Annotated in this window: 19 protein-coding genes and 1 pseudogene; 3 read left to right on the top strand and 17 right to left on the bottom strand. The window is 72.8% G+C overall.

Going from position 1 to position 19213, the window contains the following annotated elements; all coding sequences use genetic code 11:
• The first annotated feature begins 8 nt into the window (after positions 1-8).
• Positions 9-434 carry a hypothetical protein gene (locus ACZ6K0_RS38250; protein ID WP_469578176.1) on the top strand — a complete coding sequence of 142 codons (426 nt, stop codon included), beginning with the start codon at positions 9-11 and terminating at the stop codon, positions 432-434.
• A 75-nt stretch (positions 435-509) separates the two neighbouring features.
• Here the strand turns inward: ACZ6K0_RS38250 and lexA are convergent, their stop codons facing one another.
• The 8 genes and pseudogenes from lexA to ACZ6K0_RS38210 form a co-directional block, all read right to left on the bottom strand.
• The gene (gene lexA, locus ACZ6K0_RS38245) at positions 510-1271 is read right to left on the bottom strand and encodes a transcriptional repressor LexA (RefSeq protein WP_469578175.1); all 762 of its coding nucleotides are present in this window, start codon (positions 1269-1271) and stop codon (positions 510-512) included.
• 75 nt (positions 1272-1346) lie between these two features.
• Positions 1347-1616, bottom strand: a complete 270-nt coding sequence (locus tag ACZ6K0_RS38240) for a hypothetical protein (protein WP_469578174.1) — start codon at positions 1614-1616, stop codon at positions 1347-1349.
• Positions 1617-1627: 11 nt separating this feature from the next.
• Positions 1628-1888: a hypothetical protein gene (locus ACZ6K0_RS38235; protein ID WP_469578172.1), complete on the bottom strand. Its 261-nt coding sequence runs from the start codon at positions 1886-1888 to the stop codon at positions 1628-1630.
• Between the two features lie 113 nt (positions 1889-2001).
• A complete protein-coding gene (locus tag ACZ6K0_RS38230) occupies positions 2002-2472 on the bottom strand; it encodes a hypothetical protein (protein ID WP_469578171.1) in 471 nt (156 codons plus the stop codon).
• Between the two features lie 40 nt (positions 2473-2512).
• Positions 2513-3538 (bottom strand): DNA polymerase Y family protein, encoded by a 1026-nt coding sequence (locus ACZ6K0_RS38225; RefSeq protein WP_469578169.1) that lies wholly within the window; start codon positions 3536-3538, stop codon positions 2513-2515.
• Positions 3539-3543: 5 nt separating this feature from the next.
• Positions 3544-6975: a DNA polymerase III subunit alpha gene (locus ACZ6K0_RS38220; RefSeq protein ID WP_469578167.1), complete on the bottom strand. Its 3432-nt coding sequence runs from the start codon at positions 6973-6975 to the stop codon at positions 3544-3546.
• A gap of 272 nt (positions 6976-7247) precedes the next feature.
• The gene (locus ACZ6K0_RS38215) at positions 7248-8609 is read right to left on the bottom strand and encodes a hypothetical protein (protein WP_469578166.1); all 1362 of its coding nucleotides are present in this window, start codon (positions 8607-8609) and stop codon (positions 7248-7250) included.
• Positions 8610-8931: 322 nt separating this feature from the next.
• Positions 8932-9503 (bottom strand): annotated as a pseudogene (locus ACZ6K0_RS38210) (lysophospholipid acyltransferase family protein).
• Between the two features lie 155 nt (positions 9504-9658).
• Between ACZ6K0_RS38210 and ACZ6K0_RS38205 the strand changes: the two are divergent.
• Positions 9659-10522: an ATP-dependent DNA ligase gene (locus tag ACZ6K0_RS38205; protein WP_469578164.1), complete on the top strand. Its 864-nt coding sequence runs from the start codon at positions 9659-9661 to the stop codon at positions 10520-10522.
• Positions 10523-10576: 54 nt separating this feature from the next.
• Here the strand turns inward: ACZ6K0_RS38205 and ACZ6K0_RS38200 are convergent, their stop codons facing one another.
• On the bottom strand, positions 10577-11377 hold the full coding sequence (locus tag ACZ6K0_RS38200) for a GNAT family N-acetyltransferase (protein WP_469578163.1): 801 nt from the start codon (positions 11375-11377) through the stop codon (positions 10577-10579).
• 135 nt (positions 11378-11512) lie between these two features.
• The gene (locus ACZ6K0_RS38195) at positions 11513-11851 is read right to left on the bottom strand and encodes a hypothetical protein (protein ID WP_469578161.1); all 339 of its coding nucleotides are present in this window, start codon (positions 11849-11851) and stop codon (positions 11513-11515) included.
• Between the two features lie 201 nt (positions 11852-12052).
• Between ACZ6K0_RS38195 and ACZ6K0_RS38190 the strand changes: the two genes are divergently transcribed.
• Positions 12053-13849 carry a hypothetical protein gene (locus ACZ6K0_RS38190; protein ID WP_469578159.1) on the top strand — a complete coding sequence of 599 codons (1797 nt, stop codon included), beginning with the start codon at positions 12053-12055 and terminating at the stop codon, positions 13847-13849.
• 17 nt (positions 13850-13866) lie between these two features.
• Here the strand turns inward: ACZ6K0_RS38190 and ACZ6K0_RS38185 are convergent, their stop codons facing one another.
• From ACZ6K0_RS38185 to ACZ6K0_RS38155, 7 genes are all read right to left on the bottom strand, one after another.
• Positions 13867-14487, bottom strand: coding sequence for a hypothetical protein (locus ACZ6K0_RS38185; protein WP_469578157.1), 621 nt, complete (start codon positions 14485-14487; stop codon positions 13867-13869).
• A gap of 64 nt (positions 14488-14551) precedes the next feature.
• Positions 14552-15478, bottom strand: coding sequence for an alpha/beta fold hydrolase (locus ACZ6K0_RS38180; RefSeq protein ID WP_469578156.1), 927 nt, complete (start codon positions 15476-15478; stop codon positions 14552-14554).
• Between the two features lie 2 nt (positions 15479-15480).
• Positions 15481-16023, bottom strand: a complete 543-nt coding sequence (locus tag ACZ6K0_RS38175) for a GNAT family N-acetyltransferase (protein ID WP_469578154.1) — start codon at positions 16021-16023, stop codon at positions 15481-15483.
• A 281-nt stretch (positions 16024-16304) separates the two neighbouring features.
• Positions 16305-16718 carry a WhiB family transcriptional regulator gene (locus ACZ6K0_RS38170; RefSeq protein ID WP_469578153.1) on the bottom strand — a complete coding sequence of 138 codons (414 nt, stop codon included), beginning with the start codon at positions 16716-16718 and terminating at the stop codon, positions 16305-16307.
• Entirely contained in the window at positions 16715-16888 is a 174-nt protein-coding gene (locus ACZ6K0_RS38165) for a hypothetical protein (protein WP_469578151.1), read from the bottom strand. The genes ACZ6K0_RS38170 and ACZ6K0_RS38165 overlap by 4 nt, the downstream gene beginning before the upstream one ends.
• 40 nt (positions 16889-16928) lie before the next feature.
• Positions 16929-17786, bottom strand: coding sequence for a DciA family protein (locus tag ACZ6K0_RS38160; RefSeq protein ID WP_469578149.1), 858 nt, complete (start codon positions 17784-17786; stop codon positions 16929-16931).
• Positions 17783-19177, bottom strand: coding sequence for a helix-turn-helix domain-containing protein (locus ACZ6K0_RS38155; protein ID WP_469578147.1), 1395 nt, complete (start codon positions 19175-19177; stop codon positions 17783-17785). The genes ACZ6K0_RS38160 and ACZ6K0_RS38155 overlap by 4 nt, the downstream gene beginning before the upstream one ends.
• Between the last annotated feature and the right edge of the window lie 36 nt (positions 19178-19213).

The following is a 19213-nucleotide window of genomic DNA, read 5'->3' as shown; positions in this document are numbered from 1 at the left end:
AGGAAGCTGTGCCCGCCCAGCCTGCCCCTGTTCTCCTGACCAACAGCGACCCCGACTTCTACCCCATCGTTGGCCCGTACCTCGCCCGCCACGACGTGCACAAGGTCCTCGGCGGCGTGCCCTGGGACGAGGACACCAAGACCTGGATCGTCCTCAAGGCCCCCGACGGTGAACTGCGCGGCTTCTGCGCCGTCAACCAGAGCGCCAACCGCTCCCGCCGCACCATGCTCGAGAGCCTCTACACCCTCCCCGGTCACGACGACGCGGCGGACGACCTGATCCGGGCCGCCGTCAAGCACTTCGGCCACGACCGTGACCTGCATGCCGTCGTCCGCCACTCCATCGCGCCCCATCACGAGGCGGCCGGCTTCCGCACCGTCAAGACGACCGTCAACATGGCCACCCTGGTCCGGCCCGCCGACGTCCGGAACTGACTCTTCCCGCCGGCGGCTCCGGACCTTTCCTGCGGCCCGGGGGCCGTGGCAGTCCATCCTCCCCCGGCGGGCCCCCTACAGGCGACGCATCACGGCAGTGACCTTGCCGAGGATGATGGCCTCACGGCCGCAGATCGGCTGGTAGTCCTTGTTCGCCGGCATCAGCCAGACGTTGGCGCCGTCTCGCTTGAGGCGCTTGACGGTGGCCTCCCCGTCGATCATGGCGGCGACGATGTCGCCGTTGTTGGCGTCGGGCTGTGAGCGGACGACGACTTGGTCCCCGTCGGTGATGTGTGCGTCGATCATGGAGCTGCCGGTCACGGTCAGCACGAAGAGGTCGCCGTCGCCGACGACTTGGCGAGGCAGGGCGAAGACGTCGTCCATGTGCTGCTCTGCGGTGATCGGTGCGCCGGCGGCGATGCGGCCGACCAGCGGGGCGTGGACCACAGCAGGGTCCGGCGCGATCGTCGATGGCGTCTCGGCCCCGGCAAGTACGTAGGCGCGGGGTCGGTGGGGGTCGCGTCGCAGGACTCCCTTGCGCTCCATGGCGATCAGTTGGTGTGCGACGGACGAGGTGCTGGTCAGTCCGACCGCCTTGCCGATCTCACGCATGGACGGCGGGTAGCCCCTGGTCTCGATCGACTCGGCGATGCAGCGCCGGATGCGCCGCTGGCGGTCGGTCAGGCCGTCGTCGCCGGTCCGGATGCCCGGTGGACGACCGGCGCGGCTCGTTGTGGTGACAGCCTCCATGGCGCCCTCCCTTGGTGATCTACGCGGTTCGACCGTATCTGCTGGTGCCGACAGATGCGTACGGGTATTCGATGTCGCGCGTCTCACTTTGCAAAGTACGGCTGGGTCGACGCGGTGCGGCGGTCCTGGTTCTCGTGGCGGACGTCCTCGGTCCGTACTTCGTCAGTCCAGACCGAGCAGGCGCTGCACGAACGTGCGGCGCGGGCGCAGAGCGGGCTGGCGGGGCTCGGGGCGCCAGTCTCGGATGCGGTACTCGGGGTGCAGGTTGCGCGGCTGGAGCCCGGGCGGCAGTCCCTCGTAGGGGATGAACAGGCACTCGTCGACAGCGAGCGGCCCCTCCCGGTCGAGGTCGGCGAGGTCGTAGTGGATGGTGGCCCGCAGCGGCCGGCCATGCCTCGCCCGGCGGTGGGGCGGGCGCAGTGCGCATTCCACGCTGATCCGGCTCAGCGCCCGGTCCAGGATGGTCTTGGCTTCGATGACGGTGTTCGCGCCGAAGTTGGTGTAGAGGCCCTCGGCGCACTGGCGGGGGAGACCGGTCCTTCGGCTTCCAGGTCGGGCAGGACGAGGAAGATCCGCATGCGCAGCGGCAGGACGGTCTCGTCCGTGCCGGGGCGGGCCCGCAGGGCGGCGTCGATCTCCCCGGCCGCCTGGCCGATGATCTCCTGTGCCTCGCCGACGGTGCCGGCGGTGAGCTTCTGGTACACGCTGTCCCCTCTTCGTCGTGGGCGTCACTGTAGGGCTGGGCTGTGTCAGTTCTGGTCGAGAGGTTGGGGGCGTGGCTTGAGCAGGGGGTGGTGGGTGCGCGCGTCGCCGGCGGTCAGAATGCGGCGTCGATGGTGAACGCCCGCGCGGCGGGCCTTTTCCCGTGGGCGGCGGTGTAGACGAACGGGAGGAAGGCGCGGGTGCGGTCGGCCAGGTAGATGCCGATGCCGGGATGCCGCCCCGGGGAGGCGGAGGAGTAGCCGTAGGCGCTCGTGATGGCCGGGTCCTGCGCGGCCAGGAGGCTGGCTGTCAGGTACTGCTCGGCTCGCTCCGGGGTGATCTTCCCTGCGTTGTCGAAGAGGGCGGGCAGCGGCGGGGCGGCGCTGGGTACGACGGCGGCAGAGGCGGCGCTGGCGACGGCGTCGGCGTTCGCGGTCGTGACCCCGGTCCACAGGCGGGCACCGCTGCTGAAGGTGATCACGAGTCCGCTGGGGCGGCTGTCGTCCGTCCATCTCTCTGCGGAGGTGATGTCGGGGCCCTTGGCCAGCGTCTCGGTGCACAGCTCCTGCACCTGTTCGGGGCCCATCGCAGCACCTCTCCGCCTGTCGTACGTGTGTGCGATCAGCCTAGGCGGGGGGTCTGACATCGCGGCGCCGCGTGGTCGACGGGCGGGCGAGGGAGGCAGGGCGCACGGCAGCGGCGCCGAAGCGCGTGCGTGCCTTGTCGGCGGCGGCTTCGAGCAGGCGGGCCTTGTGGTCGGCGGGGTCGAAGGTGAGCTGGTGATGGGCGGCGCCGGCCGGGCCGAGGCCTTCGGCGCGGAGTGCGAGGCCGCGCACCCGGGCCCGCTGGAGGGCGAGGGATTCGTAGAGGTCGTAGGCGGTGCGGGCGAGCTGCACGGTGTGGTTGGTGGCTTCGGGCAGGGTGCGGGTGCGGTGGGTGCTGGTGTGGTCGGCGTAGCGGACGGTCAGTGCGAGGCGGCGGGCGACCTGTCCCTCGCCGCGCATCCGGAAGGCGAGCTGTTCGGTGAGGTGCAGGACTGCCTGGCGGTGGCGGTCGGGGTCGAGTTCGTCGTGGTGGAAGTCGATGCCGGTGGAGCTGGACTGTTCGGGTTGCTGGCGCAGGACGGGGCGCGGGTCGATGCCGTGGGCGCGCTCGTGCAGGAGGCGGCCGGCGGCGGCGCCGAGGATCTTCTGGACGGTCAGAAGGGGGGTGTCGGCGAGTTGGCCGATGGTGGCGATTCCGTAGCGGGCGAGGATCGCTGCGGTGGCGGGGCCTGCTCCGTACAGGGCGGCGACCGGCCGGGGGCGCAGGAAGGCGCGGGTTGCGGTGTCGGTGGGGTCGATGCAGGTGAGGGTGCCGGGGGCGGTGGTGTCCGCGGCCATGGCCGCGATCAGGCGGGAGCGGCCGCCGCCGATGGTCACGTTGAGGCCGAGCAGGGCCAGGGTGCGCAGCCGGATGAGCTGGGCGAGTTCGTGGGGGGTGCGGTCGAAGAAGCGCAGGGCGCTGCCGATCTCGATGTCGGCGGCGTCGGGCTGGAGGGCCTGGACGGTGGGGGTGATGTTCTCCAGGAGGTCGAGGAGCTGCGGGTAGAGCTCGGAGCCGGCGGGCCGGGGCAGGAGGGCGTGGACGCGCAGGACGTAGGACTGGTGCACGGCGATCACCCGGCCGATCCCGGGCTGGCGTAGGCCTTGAGGTTCGCGGTGCGCTCGCCCGCGGGCACGAGGTCGGCCCAGGCCTGGAGTTGCGCGCCGTTGGGCAGGTGGATGACTCGTCCCGGGGCGGGCGCCGGCGCCTGGGGCGGGGGTGGTGCGGCTTCGCCGAGGAGGTGGTGGACGGCTTCGGGTCCGTGGTCGCGTCGGGCGGTGGCGAGGGCTTCGAGGTCCCAGGCCATCTCGCCGGTCACGGTCGCGCGGTGGCCGCGGCGTCGGACCGTGCCGCGGACCAGCAGGATGGCGCTGTGGAAGACGGTGTGGGCGACTGCGTGGTGTGCGTCGTCGAAGAAGGCGACGTCGGTCAGGCCGCTGCCATCGTCGAGGGACGCGAAGATCACGCGCTTCCCGCTGGCGATCGGAGGTGTCTGGGTGGCTGCCCGGACGCCGGCGACGAGGACCGGCTGGCCGGGACGCAGGGTGGCAAGGCGGCGGGCGCTGGTGACAGCGAGTTCGCGCAGGAGTTGGTGGTGGTGCTCCATGAGGTGGGTGGAGACGTCGATGCCGAGGACGTCGAGCTCGGCGGTGAGGCGCTCGCGGGAGGTCATCTCGGGCAGGCCGGACGGTACTGCGGTCGGTGAGGTGCCGTGGTCGAGGGGGAGTTGTCCGTCGCCGAGAGGGCGGCTGCGGGTCTGGCGGTGCAGTTCGGCGATCTGCAGCAGCAGGTCGCGCCGGCTGGCGGAGCCGCCCACGGCGTCCAGGGCGCCGATGTTGGCCAGGTTCTCGGCGACCGGTCGGGCGGGGCGGGCGCGCTGCCACAGGTCTTGGACGCTCGCGTACGGCTGGCCGTCGACGATCCGCCGGATCTGCTCGTCGGTGATGCCGCGGACCTCGGCGAGGGAGAGGCGGACGGCGAAGGTGCCGTCGGCGGCGGGCTCGATGCGGTGGGCGGCACCGGAGCGGTTGATGTCGACGTTGTGCACCTGGATGCCGTGACGGCGGGCATCGGCGACAATGACCCGCTTGGGCCACATGCCCGGGTCGTGTTCGAGGACGCCGGCGTAGAGCGCGGCCGGGAAGTGCGCCTTCAAATAGGCTGATTGCAGGGCGGGGACGGCGAAAGCCACGGCGTGGGCGCGGGCGAATCCGTAGGCGCCGAACGCCTTGAGCTTCTCCCAGACGTGCGTGACCACCTGCTCGTCGTAGCCGCGGGCCAGAGCCTGGCTCCGGAACCACTCCCCCACCTTCGGCAGCCGGTCGGGGTCGCCGAGGGCTCGGCGGGCGAGTTCGGCGAGCGCGTCGTCGCAGCCGGCCATGAGCGCCACGATCTTGATGATCTGCTCGTGCCAGATGAGGACGCCGTAGGTGTCGGCGAGGATCGGCTCCAGGTCGGGGTGCGGGTAGGCCGGCGGACGCCCGTGGCGGGCTGCGATGTACTCGGCGGGCATGCCGCCAGCCACCGGTCCGGGACGGAAAAGACTGATATCGGCGATAACATCCTGTACGTCTCGGGGCTGCAGACGAGACAGAAGGTCCATCTGGCCGGGGCTTTCGAGCTGGAAGACGCCGATCGTGCGGGCGTCCTGGATGAGCTTGAAGGCGAAGTAGTCGTCCAGCGGGACCTGGTCGAGGTCGAGGTCCTGGCCGGTGGCGCGCTTGATCTCGGCGACGGCGTGGGCCATGGCGGATTGCATCCTCACGCCCAGAACATCCAGTTTGATCAGGCCGAGGTCCTCGACGTCCTCCTTGTCGGCCATCAGCATGTCGTAGTTGCCGCCGGGGGTGGGCTGCACGGGCAGGCGGGTGCGCAGCGTCGCGTCGGAGATCACGACGCCGCACGGGTGCATGGCGATGCCGCGCGGCAGGCCATCGAGCCCTTCGGCGAGCTCGAACAGCGGCCCGTACCGGTGCGCCTGGTCCGCGAGGTCCTTCAGCTCGGGCAGCTCGGCGAGGGCCGCGCGGATGTCGCGGGCGCGGATGTGAGGAAATGCCTTGGCGATGCGGTCGACCTCACCGGGGGCGATGCCGAGGGCGAGGCCGGTGTCGCGCAGGGCATGCCGGGCCCGGTAGGTCTCGGGCATGGCGGTGACGCCGACGCGGTCGGTGCCGTATCTGGAAAAGATCTGGTCGTACACCTCGAGCCGGCGGTCTGCTTCGACGTCGAGGTCGATGTCGGGCAGGTCGGTGCGGCGCATCGAGAGGTAGCGGGCGAAGACGAGGTTGTGATCGAGCGGGTTGGCCGCGGCGATGCCCAGCAGGTAGTTGGTCATCGAGCCGGCGCCCGAGCCGCGGGCCGCGACGCGGATGCCCAGCGCCCGTACGTCGTCGACGACCTGGGCCACGGTGAGGTGGTAGGTGTCGTACTGGAGCCGGCCGATGACGTCCAGCTCCTCCTCCAGGCGGGCGCGGGCTTCCTTGGAGCTGTCGAGGCCCCGGCGGACGAGGCCGGCCTCGCAGCGCTCGCGCAGCAGCCGGGCGGCCCCGGCGGCGTCGGCGGCGCCGACCACGTGCGGCTCGGGCAGGTGCGGGCGGCCCAGGCCGAGGTCGGCACGCGGATCCAGGGCGCATCGTTCCGCGACGGTCGCCGTGTCGGCGAGCAGCCGACGGGCGCGGCGGGGGCCCTCGCCGGCGGCGAGCGCGATGCGGTCGGCGGCCGCGGCCATCTCCCGGGGCCCCTTGAGCCAGCGCTCTCCGGAGTCGAGGTGGCGCCGGTCGATGGGGCGGAGCAGGCGGGCGGCGTCGAGGACGTCGGCCATCCGGTGCTGATCGGGGTTCGCGTATCGGACGGCGTTGGTGAGGACGGCGGGGATGCCGAGCTCGTCGGCGAGCCCGACGGTGCGCGCGGCCAGCCGGAGCGACCCGGGGCCAGTGCCGTTCAGACCGTGCCAGACAGCGGCCAGACGCAGGTCCGGGCCGAAGAGGTCGCGCCAGGGACGCAGCAGTTGCCGGGCGAGATCGGGGCGTCCCGCAGACAAGGCGCGGGCCGGTTCGGAAGCGGGGCCGAGCAGGACGCTCAGCCCGTCGCCAGTGTGCTCGCGCAGCAGGTCCCAGGTCGCCACGGGATAGCCGTCGGTCGGGGCGGCGTGCGCGGCGGACAGCAGGCGGCACAGCCTCGTCCAGCCGGTACGGCTGTGCGCGAGGAGCTGGACGCGCAGGAGCGGCTCGCGCACGTGGGCGCCGCCGCGTACGGGGGTGCGGCGGCGCTCGGCACGCGTCGTGGTCACCGGCGCCACGGCCATGTCGATGCCGAGGACGGGCCGGATGCCGTGCTGCTCGCAGGCCTTGGCGAAGCGGACGAAGCCGGTGACCGTGTCCCGGTCGGTCAGTGCCAGGGCCTGCATGCCGCGCGCGGCGGCGGCCTCGACGAGGGCGGCCGGGGAGGAGGCGCCGTACCGGGGCGAATAACCAGAGGCGGTGTGCAGGTGGGCGAAGCCCTCCATGGCGCCCTCCGATCGTGCCCTGTCTCACTGGTGTGCTCGCACCCCTCCCGCTTATCGAACATTCGTACGATGACTGTAACGCGCGAGTCCGCGGAGCGGGCAAGGGGGAGGTCTGGCATTCACCCGTCAGGGGTAGCCCCGCTCGCCGTCCACCGAAGCGGTGGCCGCTGATCCGCTCGCCGGCGCGTACTGCCGACAGCCGACAGGCCAGCCTGCGGAAGGCAACCGGGCCCGGCTGGCCGGGCTGGACGGTGGGGGCCCGGCAGACCTGCCTAAGAGTGCGCTGGCGTCAGGTAGGCGAGCACGGCCGTGTAGGGGTCGAGGTGGAGCGGCGGCCGACTGGTCAGGGACGCCTCGTCCTCGGTGGCGGGCGCCACCAGTGCTTGCGCAACTGCGTGGGGCTCAGGGACCAGGTCAGCGGGCAGCAACCGGCGGACCTCGCCGAACCCGGTGACCGACCAGCCTCGGTCACTGAACCAGATCAACAGCACGGAGTCCGCGTTGAAGATACGCAGAGCGGTCTCGCCGCCGACGGCGAAGTGCGCTCCGAGGACCCCTTGTTCGTCGAAGCCGAGCTCGTAGCCGTCGGGGGTGTCGGTCGCGACGACGGTGAAGCCAGCGTCGGTCACGGCAGCGACGACCTGCCGCACGTAGGCGTCCTGGGGGCCCTCGGCGCACCCGGCCCGGAGTGCCGGCTGCGCCGGCGCGTGCGAGGCGGTCCACTCCAGGATCTCTCGGCGGGACACGTCCGGGCCGGTACGGGCCTGAAGCCGGCGAAGGAACGTCGCGGCGAACAGGTCCGTGGGAAGCGGGCGCAGCCCCGTGCCCCGGCACCCGGCGCAGATGCACACGTGACCGCCGTCCGGCCGGTAAGCGGGAACGTGCGTGTCGTGCTCCGGGTCCAGGGCGGTCAGCCAGCCGTTGCCGTGGCAGGCGCTGCACGAAGCGCGGCTGGTCGGCGCGGCACCACCGAGCGCGTGGGCGAGAACTGCGCGGGCCAGCTCCTCGCGGCCCGGGGCGGTCTCGCAGGTGAAGTAGCCGGTGGTGGCCGGTGTGCCCCAGGGGCGAGGGAAGGCGACGTCTTCGAGGTACAGGCCGTCGACGGTGTGCACGGTCACCAGTCGGCGCGACGGGGAGATCGGCACCTTCCGCGCCCGGTAGGTGACGTCGTCCTGCCGCAGGCGGGCTCCGTACGGACGCCGGAGCAGATGACGGAGCGGACCGGTGAGCGCGGCGATGCCGGCGCACACGTAGTCGGGAGCGCTCCCCTTCCTCAGCGCGTCACGCAGGTGGTCGAGGGGGAAGTATCGGAGCGCTGGGGGGATGTCCGGCAGGACTTCGGCCGGGGCGGGGGCGCCGGTCAGCCGGTAGAGGTCCTCGCACAGCGCGATGGCGTCTTTTGCGGTGGGCCAGTCGGCGTGGTCCGCGGCGGTCAGGTGCCCTCGCAGGCAGTCGCGCCAGGAGACGGCGATGGCGTCGGCTTCGGCGAGCTCGCGCAGCGTCTTGCGTGCCTGGTCGGGGTGCAGTTGACGGCTGCGGGCGGCTTCCAGGGCCTTGCCGTACGTGAGGCGGGCGCCGGGAGCGCGCTGGATCTGTCGGGCCCGCTGCTGCGCGGTGGTCCGGTTCTTCGGCATGGTTCGTTCCTCAGGCCGCAGCGCGCGGGGCGCCCACATCGTGCTGCGGAGGGGAGTTCGAAGGACACCACCATGACGCAGCACGGGGTCCGGAAACCCTTGCCGTCAGCGAAGCCGCGCGGATGTGGACGAGCGGCGGACGACCGTGGCGGTACGTGTCTGGCCAGGAGGCCATCGTAGAACCGTCGCATCCGCCGCGCGGCCCACTCGCCGTATTCATCCCCGTGCGCATCGAGCGATCGCCACCCCGCTGTCCGGCGGAAAAACTCGAGGACCTCCGCCCAACTACGGGGAGCCCGCGGGGCAGCGGGGCGCGATGCCGCTACGCGGCGAGCGCGGCGGGCTCTCCCAGGTGGGCGGCCGCCGTCCTCCAGGCCGTGGTCACCGCGGTCCGGGCCCGCGCCGTCCGAGCCGCGCGATCGCCGGTCAGCGCCAGGGGCGCACCCACATGGACGTGCAGTTCGGGTCGGCGCAGAGGGGCGGTGACGAGGCCGGCAAGCTGCTTGACGGTGCTGCCCGAGGTGACCCGGCGGGCGCCGGCCTGGCCCACGGGAACGACGGGAGCCCCGGTGCGCTCGGCGAGCCGGGCCAGGCCGCTGCGGAAGGATCCGGGCGCCGCTTCGGCCGCGTCCAGTGCGTCCGCGGCGCGCCGGTCGCCGCGGAAGACGGGGATGTGGCCCTCGCGGGCAAGCGCGCGGCCGAGCAGCGGGACACGCCACAGACCGGCGGCCGCCATGATGACCGGCTCGACACCGAGGCGCCGCAGGGCGGCGACGACGATGGCGGGATCGGCGAGGGAGGTGTGGTTCGCGGCGCCAGGTCGGCGCCCGGGTCGGTGGTCACCGACAGGCGGCCGACGGCGGCCACCAGAAGGTCTGCGATACGGCTGAGCATGAGCGGTCCCCCGTCTCGGCAATGTTGATCTTCATCGTCGGTGGCGGATGCTGCGCCGCGTCGTCGTACTCATCTTCGGCGCTGGCCGCCCAGCGCGGCGGTCCGCTCGGGCCTGCCGACGCGCGGTGGGCGGGCTTGCGCAGCAGGCTGGGGGCGTGGACTTCCCTGTGGCCGTGGCGCTCGCTCAGCCCGTACCGGTCCTGCCGGCGGGACCGGGGTGGTGGTTCGAGCCGAAACTGGACGGTCACCGCACGGTGCTGTGGTGCGAGGCGGACCGGGTGCGGCTGCAGTCACGCTCCGGGCGGGAGGTGACCGGCGTCTGGGCGGACCTGGCGCGCGCCGCGCGCCGGCTGCCGGCCGGGACGGTTCTGGACGGCGAAGCGGTCGTCTACGTGGCCGGCCGCGTCGACTTCGGTGCAGCGCAGGCCCGCGCCGCGTCGTCCCCCGCGCGGGCCGCGCAGTTGGCGGCGCGATGGCCGGCGTCGTTCGCCGCGTGGGACATCCTGTCGCACGCCGAGCTCGGGGATGTCCGCTCCCGTCCGTACGTCGAGCGCCGGGCGCTCCTCCTCGACGTCCTGGGGGGTGTGGGCCCCCCGCTGCAAGCGGTGCCAGCCACGGACGACCGCGACACCGCTCTGGTGTGGTGCGAGGCGCTGCGCGCCCAGGGCGTGGAGGGTGTGGTCTGCAAGCACGCCTCTTCGGCGTACCGGGCGGCGCGGATCTGGCGGAAGGTGCGCCATGCTGACACGCTCGACGTGGACGTCGTGGGCTTCACCGGTCCTCGGTCGCGGCCGAGGGCCCTGGCGGTGCGGCTGCCCGGCGGGCGGACGGTGTTGTCCCAGACGGTAAGTGGGCCGGTCGGGCGCGAGGTCATGGCGCGGCTGGCGGACGTGGGTCCTGGGCGGCCCGCGCGCACCGAGTCCGGGGTGGCTTACGAGGCGGTGGAGACGGGTCTGGTCGCCGAGGTCCTGGCAGGTACGACGCGCCATGGGGTGGTGACGGTGACCCGGCTGCGGTGACGTGCCTCGGCGCCTGGTGGTGCCCATCCGCCGCGACGGGGACCGCGCGGGGCGTCACACGGGAACATCCTCCAGCCAGGCGATCCAGCCGCCGTCGGGCGCCCGGCCGAGATGGAGGGCCGGCATGTGCCCGGCCTCGGCGGCGCAGATCCGGCCGTACGTCCCGTGCCGAGCGGGGCAAAGCAGGGACGCTTCTTCGGCAGTGAGAATGGTGAGGTCCTCCGGGAGGCGCTGACCTGCGGCGGTAGCGCGGGCCTGCGCGCCGCGGCGGCGCTCGACCTCGTCCAGGTGTGAAGCGGTCAGGCGGAGCCAGCGCAGGTCGGAGTCGTCCTGATCGCCACCGGGGGTATAGACGCACTGCCGGGATCCGTGCTCGTCGAGCTCGTCGACGAGGATCATGCCGAGCGACTCCAGCAGACCGCGGGAGCGGGCGTTGGCCGCCTGGGTGACAGCGACGACCGGACCGCCGTCGGGCACCGTCGCTGACCACCAGCGGACGACGGCGCCGACCGCCTCCCGTCCCAGGCCGCCGCCCCAGGCGGAGGGCAGCAGCTGGTAGGAGACCTCGGCCCGGCCTGCGCACCGCGGGTCGGCGCCGATGCTCGCCAGTCCGACCGCTCGGCCGTCGGCGACTCGGACGATGGCCCAGGCACCGGGCGTCTGCGGGTAAGCGACCTGGCGGGCGGCGACGCGTTCGGGGGAGGCAGGGCCGCCTAGGTAGGCGCGGACCCTTTCGTCGGTCAGCAGCTCGCGGACGACGTCGGCGTCCTGGGGGGTGACCGGTCGCAGGAGCAGCCGGTCGGTACGCAGTTCAGCGGGCCAGATGCTGTCCAGGGCGACGTCGACGGGGGTCATGCGCTCAGCCTCGCAGACGCGCGTGCCGCCCTGGGCCGGCTCAGCACCACGGTGCTCGGCCGGGAGGGAAGTCGGTTCCGGTCCTTCCGGTGGGGACGAGCTTCCCGGCCGCCCGGGCGCATGGCCGGCTCGCGTTCATCGGTCGGCGGCGGGAACCGGCCGAGCCTGACCCTGCCGTGCGCTGCGTTCACACTGAAGGGCGACGTTGAGGTGGTGGCGGGTGACGAGGGGAAGCAGGCCGCCCAGCCGCGCCGCGGCCCGCAGGTGCTCAACGGCCGCCTCCAGCCCGGCTGCGGCCTCGCCCCGGTTGACGAGGTCTTGCGGAATGTGACCTGCCACGTGGGCAAGTTGGTCGGCGAGCTCGGCGATTCCCGGGTCGTCGAGCACGGCACAGCCCCACTTCGCCGTAGTCTCCGCCAGTTCCGCGACTGCTCGGGAGCGGGCGGGCAAGCAGCGGGCGGTCAACGCGTTCATCGAGCCATCATCACCCGGTCCGCGCCGCCACGTGGGAGGTTGACCGAATCCGCTGCGAGGACGGCACTGCTGGCGCCGCAGCGTACGGCGAGGTACTGACGTGTCCGGCCGCCCGGGACCGCCGTTACCTCGCTCCCAGTGACTCCGTACGCCGGTAGCGTGGCGTCGCAACGGACGGCACAGAGCAAGGCGGGTTGAAGGATGAGGCACGGCCAGAGCCGTCTGTCGTCACTGGACCGGGACGAGTTGCGGCGCCTGGACATCGACCTGCCGGCGGTCGTCGAGGCGAAGGTCCAGCTCGTGCGTGCCGGGACGGGGAAGTGGCACGTCCCGGTTCCGGAGGGCAAGTCCTGGGGGCACTGCCAGCACGCGGCCAGGCTGTCGGGACGAGCCCCGGATCAGGTCGTGGTACTGGACGCGTTGGCCGAGCTGTGCTCCGGCTGCGTCGGCGCTGTGGAACTGCCGGCGGGCGCCGAGGTGTTGTGGCAGGCGCTGGAGGAGATCCTGCGGGCCGATGCCCGCGCGACCGAACTGGCCGGCGCGAGCGGACCCCGTACCTGGCCGTCGTACGCCAAGGCGCTGGAGCGGGCGGCTCGGCACGACGATGCCGCGGTGCGGGCCCTTCTCAAGCCGGTCCTCGATCATGCCGAGCTCGGCGCCCAGGGGTGGCGGGCGCTGCGGGCGTGGACCGCCGTGGTCGAGCGGTCGGAGGAGGCACTGGCCGCGTACCGGGCGGCCGCTCCGCCCGCTACGGCCACCGCGTCGGTGACCGCGGCCTGCGACGCGGTCGCCGCCGACCGGAAGGTGCACGAGGAGTCCCGAGCCCTGGGCGCCGTGCTCGGAACCGGTCACGGGTACGGGTACGGGCGGCCGTCGCTGGAGTTGTGGACGATGGTCCGGGCGGCCTGGACGATGGCGCGCGAGCAGGGCCGGGATGCGGGTGGTGCGCTCGACTACGCCTCGGCCGTGGTGGCCCGGGAGTGGGGCAAGGCCCGGGTGCGGGATGTGACCGCGCTGCCGCTGCCGGCGCTGACCTGCGCGGCGGGGCACACCTCGCCGGCCGCGTGGGCCCAGGCCGAGTTCCACCAGCAGTGGCACTCCTTCGTGCAGCGCTGGTGCGCCCGTCTGGAGGCTGAGCTGGCGGGGGCGTCGCAGGGATCGGACAAGCAGCGGCTGCTGCTTGTCTGCGGCTGGCCACTGACCGGGCCGCACGATCGTGATCTCGCCTTTCTGGCCCAGTACGAGCAGATCGGGCCGCGGGTGCCGTGGGGCGCGGGGCAGCGTTACAACCCGTACGGCGAGAATCTTCCTGCGGACGCGGTGGTCCTGGCGGTGCCCGAGTTCGCCGCCGAACGTGCGCTCGAGCACTCCACGGGGCGCCGGGGGCGTCTGATCGCCGGTGAGCCGCTCGCCGAGGGCGGTCTCATGCCGGAGGGGCCCGCTCCTGCGGTGCTGGGTGCTGCCCGCGCCCTGCTGCGGACGGCCTTTCCCCTGCTGGCCGAAGACGTCGCCCAGGACGGTCGACGGCCTCGGCCGTCCGAGCGGGTGCGCGAGGCCCGTGCACTGCTGCGTGGCCGGTGCGGGGCCGAGCCTCCGGTGCACTGGGCGCCGCAGCGGCAGGAGGACTCCCGGTGGCGGTGGAAGGAGTCGTTCGAACTGGGTCAGTGGATCTGGGTTCCGGACGACACCGCCGCCGGTCCGGCCGGTCAGGAGCTGCGGGAGCTGACCGAGCCGTATCCGCCACGCGGCGTCATGCGGCTGATCGTCGAGACTGGCGTCCGTAGCGATGCGGCGGTGCACGTCTTGTACGGAGCCGTCGGCGGCTGGGACTCGCGCAGGCGCGTACTCGCCTTCACCGCGCGCGACACCGAGCACCGGCTGCGCGTGCCCGTGCACCGAATCGTGGGCCTGACGGGGGACCGCGACCGCCGCTCGCACGACGGCCCGCTGTGGGAGGAGTACACGCCTCCCTCGCCTCACCAGTACCGGTATTGGTGACCAGCCCGCAGGTCACGTCAGCAGCCGTACTCCTTCAGGATCCTGCGGGCGGCGGCATCCGCGGGGGCCAGGTGCCGGAGGCCGCCGTCGACGGCGTGGTCCAGGCGCAGCACGGGCAGACCCTGGGCGATGGGGTCGATGACCATCCGGCCGGGGTGATCGTCCGCGAAGGTGGTCTGCGTGCGGTCGAGGTTGTACGGCGTGTTGTGCAGGCAGCGTCCCGGGCCGCCGAGTTCGCGTTCGTAGCGCTCCTGCGCCCGGGGGAACACCGTATGGGCCCAGTCCGGCGCCGAGCTCATGATGGTCAGCAGGACGATGCCGGCGACGACGCTCTGCCACAGGTAGAGGCCGAAGCGGGCGAGCAGCCGGTGGGCGATCGCGTAGACGGCGAGAGAGGGCAGGGTGGCGCCAGCGAACACCGCGGCCAGCGCCATGTGCCGGTGGTGGTGGAAGAACTTGGAGTACAGGGCCAGGTAGAAGCCGAGGAAGACGAGAACGAACGCGGTGGACGTGGCGAGGATCGCGGCGGGCGGCCGGTAGTCGGCGCGCCCGCCCCAGGTGCGGGGCGGCTCAAGGCGGCGCAGGAACACGGGTACCTGGCGCTCCGGGGGGCGGGCGCTGCCCGCGGGGTGACTCACGTGCTCGTCCTGCCGTTCGGTGTCCGCGTGGCCGCCCGGAGGCGGCCTCGTTCGTTGGTCGTGGTCAGCTCGCTCGTGAGTGTGCCGTACGGCCTCTGCTCGTCGGGAGCGGCATCGTCGCGCGGTCGCGGCGGGCGAGGCGGCGGTGCCGTCGGCCGCCGGCCGGGAGAGCTTCGGCGCAGGCCCGTTCCAGGGCGGTGAGGAAGGCCTCGGGGTGCTGGGTGGGCAGCCGGTGGCCGCCGCCGGGGATGACGTGGAGGCGGGCGGTGTCGATCTGCGCGGCGAGCCGCAGGGCGTGGATGGGCGGGATGGTCTGGTCGTTCTCGCCGACGAGGATGTGCACCGGGATTCGTGCGAGGGCGTCGAGCTGATCGGCGACGTCGTGCCGCATGAGGGCCTTGAACCAGCGGGCGGCGTGGTCGATCGGGGGTTGCTGGTAGGGGCGGGGACGGACGAGTTCGCGAATGCGGTGGGCCGGGCCCGGGGCGTGAATGCAGACGGCGGCCATGGCGTGGCGGGTCATGCCGATGAGGCGTTTCAGCGGCGGGTGGGGGGCGGTGGCGAGGTCGAGGCCGCCGGCGGTGGTCGCGGCGAGGAGAGCGGCGGTGACCTTGTCGCCGATGAGGTGCGGATGCTGGGCGGCGAGCGCGAGGACGGTCATGCCGCCCATCGAGTGGCCGGCGAGCAGGACGGGCAGTGGGCCGGGGGCGGTGGCGGCGATGACGGCCTTGAGGTCGTCGGCGAGCAGGGGGATGGAGGGCAGGGCGCGGCCGTTGGTGGAGTTGCCGTGCCCGCGCTGGTCGTAGCGGACGATGCGGGTGCGCGGGCGCGGGAGTTGGCGGACGTGCTCGTTGAAGACGGAGGCCGCCGCCTGCCATCCGTGGGCCATGACGAGGACGAGGTCGGGATCGCTGGGGCCGTCGACGTAGAGGGCGAGGCTTGCCCCGTCGGGTCGCTGGAGCTCGGCGGTGGGTGTGGGCAGCTGTGCCATGGTCAGCTCCGTTCGGGCAGGGGGAGAGTGACGTCGATGACGCCGGCGGTGGCGGCGGGGATGGTGATGTTGCGGCGGTTGAGGATGTGCAGGGCACGGCGGTTGGAGGCGCTGAACATGGCGGTGACGGTGCGGCAGTTGGGGTTGGCGGCGGCCCAGGCGAGCGCCTGGTCGGTGAGCCGGGCTCCGAGCCCCTGGCCCTGCCAGGGGTCGCCGACCAAGACGGCGAGTTCGTAGACGCCGGCGGTGCGGGTCTTGAGGAGGTGGGTGAGCGCGACCGCCGTCTCGGTGCTCTCGGATCCGTCGGTGAGTGTGGTGATCCAGGTGTCGCCCGCGGCGGGGTGGACGAGCCGAGCGAACTCCGACGGTTTCAACTCCCGGCGAGGCGTGGCGTATCGGGCGTACCGGCTGTCGAGAGAGCAGGCGTGGTGCAGCGCGTTCACCAAACCGAGGTCCTCCAGGTGGGCGCGGCGGGTGGTGAACGGCGAGTCGCTTGTCGTGGTGGGCATCGAGGAGGCCCGCGTGATGGTGCTCGGTGTGGACAATCCGCTGCTCCTTCGTCTGTGCGGGGGCGCGCCCGGACGGAGACGGGCCGAGGCAGGGACAGGGTGAGGTGCGGGCCCTGTGGATAGAGCCGGTGGGCCGCTACTGGCGGGTTACCTGGCTCTGGACGGAGTTGGGGGCTTCCGCGCTGTTTGCGCGCTATTCCTCGTCGGTCGCCCTGTCTGGCTTCGCAGGGGACGACGACTTCGATGGAGGTCAGCACGGTCCCAGTGGGTGCCGCGGGTACTGGGGCGTTCGCCCCGCGGGGTGCTGCTCGGTCCGGTCATGTCTGGCTCCTGGTTCTGGTCGCGTGCCGCGGGCGGCGCGGGCCCGCCGCACGCTCGGCGCGGCGGAGGTATTCGGCGGACTTGCAGGGCCGGCAGGGCTTCTGTCCGGCCCGCAGGTGGCGGCGGTAGGCGGCGGCGGTGCCGCAAGGCTTGAGCTCGGTCTTGTGTCCGCGGCCGCGCCAGCCGGCGGGCGGGTAGCCGGCGGCCGCGCGCTCGGCGCTGGTCTCGCCGCCCCAGGTTCCCCACTCCCGGTTGTCGCGGGCCTGCGTGCGACAGAGCGCGGCGAGTGGGCAGCCGGTGCACAGCTTCCGAGCCGTGGCGGCATGGGCGTCGTCGTGGAAGATCTCGGGTTCGGCTCCGGCGCAAGGGGTTGCCGCCTTGGGGCGGACGAGCATCGCGGTGCTGCTCATGCGGCTGCTCCGCCGGCGAGGACGACGGTCAGCAGGCGCAGCAGTGCGTCGCGCTGGGCATAGAGCGCGTCGAGTTCGGGGTCGGTGATGGTCGAAGCGGTCTTGCGGGCGGGCCGGCTCCAGTCGGCCGGGGGCGCGGGGAGCACGTGCTCTGTGCGGGTGGACGTCATGGGCGGGGCTGCTCTCGTTCGTCGGAAGACAGGGGGTGGGTCAGGCGGCGCCGGTGCGGGGGCGGTTCCTGCCGTCCAGCAGCGCGCGGCGGGTGAGCTGGTAGCCGGCGGAGGCGTTCTCCCGGGTGATGACAGGCGTCTCGTTCGATCGTTGCGGGGCGAGGGCGCCGATCTGGGCGAGCGCCTGCTGGTAGCCGTCGCACCCGTCTTCCCGGGTGCGGGCTGGCGCCGGGTCAGCGGGCTGGGCTGGCAGGCTCTTCACAAGGGCGCGGACTTGCTGGTAGCCGTCGCTCCCGTCGTCCCGAGTGCGAACCGGACCCCGGGTGGTGTCGGCGGGGGTGGTCGCGAGCGCGGCCCGCGCGCGGTGGTAGCCGGGCGAGGCGCTCTCGCGGGTGCGTACCTCACCGCGGGGTGCAGGGGCAGCAGCCTTGGGGGGCGGTGCGGTCGGCTCCATAGGGGTGCGGGCGCCGACCGGGAGGACCCGGATCTGGCGGACGGTTTCGGTGCCGACCGCGGCGTTGGCCCGCCGGATGAGCTGTGCGCTGGTCAGGCGTGCCTGGGTGGCCCAGGCGTTGGTGGCCGGGAGGAGGTCGAGCCGTCCGGTGTGCTTGTCGAAGGCGACGGCCCTCAGGTGATCGGCGACTTCCGGTGTGGCGATGGTCGGCCACTGGTCCATCACTGATCCGCCGGCGGCGGGGGTTTCCCAGCCGCGTTCGGTGACGAGCTGAGCCAGGGCCCCGCCGAGTCCCATGGGGTCGCGGCCGCCGCGGCGGGCGGACGGACGGTTCTTCGGGGTGCGCTGGGCGGACGTGGTGGTGCCGCGCTGCTTGGCGGCCTTCTTCGCGGCGGCCAGCGCGACGCGGGCGAGGTCGACGCCGGAGGGTCCTTCGCTGCTCACGCCGGCCTCCAGCTGTGCACGACGGTGCGGCCGAGTCCGGTGAGGCGCTGGACCTGGTCGACGAGGGCGGTGGTGAACAGGCGGCGTGCGTAGGTCTCGCCGCAGGAGCGGACGGTGGCACGGACGAGTGCGGGGTCCTTGAGCGCGGCGGCGCGCAGTTCGATGATCTCGTCGCGGGTGAGCTGCTCGAGCTCGACCAGACCGTCGTCATCGACGGCGAGGTCACGCTCCTCGGCCGCCGGGGCGGCCTGCTGCTGCAGCTGGGCGAAGGCGGCATCGACCTGGCGCGCCACCGCGCGGCTGGCGGGCCGGCGGAAGTCGTCCTGCCACCACTCGGTGTGCCGGTCGTGTTCGGCGTGGCGGGAGTCGCGCCAGTGGTCGACGATCGCGGTGCGCTGGGCGGCGGTGGCGTACAGCAGGTGGGCGCCCTTGAGGCGGTTGGCGAGGAAGCCGGAGGGCCGGTGGACTCGGCGGGCCGGGGCTTCGAGTCCGATGAGGGCGATGACCTCGGCGGTGCTCCACCCGGCGTCGGCGACGTGGCGCACGATCCAGGCGATGCGGGGGACGGAGGCGCGGCCGAGCCAGCCGACCTGCCGGATGAGTTCGGCGGCGAGCTGGTAGCGGCGGCCGGTGGTGTTGAGCTTGCGGAGGGTGGGCTTTTTCTTGGCGGCGGAGGACTTGTGGTGCCCGCTGGCGAGCTTGCTCTCAGAGGGAGAGTTGAGATCACCCGCAGTAGAAGAACTAGAAGTACTAACCACCATTGGGGTGCAAGACGAGGTTGCCGAAGGGGTGTTCACCGAGCGGCGGTTGGACCGCTTTGTCCGCTTCTTGCGTCGGGGTGGGCGGGCGGCAGCGTGGAGCTCCTGGAGCAGTGGGGTCTTCTCCGGGGAGAAGCCGCGCACGGTGCGGATGAGCTTGTCCGAGGGACCGGTGCGCAGCCCTGCGGCGTCGTCGAAGACCTGGGGGATGGTGCGTTCGAACTCGCTGGCCCGTCCTCCAGCGCCGGCGACGCGGGTGCCCTTGGAGCGGTAGGTGAGCAGGCCGCTTTCCCTGAGCATGGCGAGGTGGTACTTGACGGTGCGCTCGGAGAGCTTGAGCCACTCGACGAGCTTGCCGACGCTGGGGCGGCACTCGGTGAGGTGCGCGATCGTCTTCGCCAGGCGCAGGGTGGTGGCGCCGAACTTCTTGGGCCCGTGGGCGCGCTCGGAGGAGTAAGGGCCGTACTTGTAGAACCAGTACACGGCTTCGAGCCAGGACTCGCCGCTCGGCGCGATACGCCCGCCGGTCGTGGACATCCACTGCCCGGCCAAGGGCACGCGGTGGCAGGCGACGTCCTGCTCCGCGGCCGACGGCACGGCGGCCGACCGTGGTGGTGCAAGGGTCGTGGGCACAGGGGTTCCTGGGATTGTGGTACGCGAAGTAGACCC

The sequence above is a fragment of the Streptomyces sp. NPDC042346 genome (genome assembly GCF_055581845.1).
This window is presented reverse-complemented; position numbering and strand designations above follow the sequence as displayed.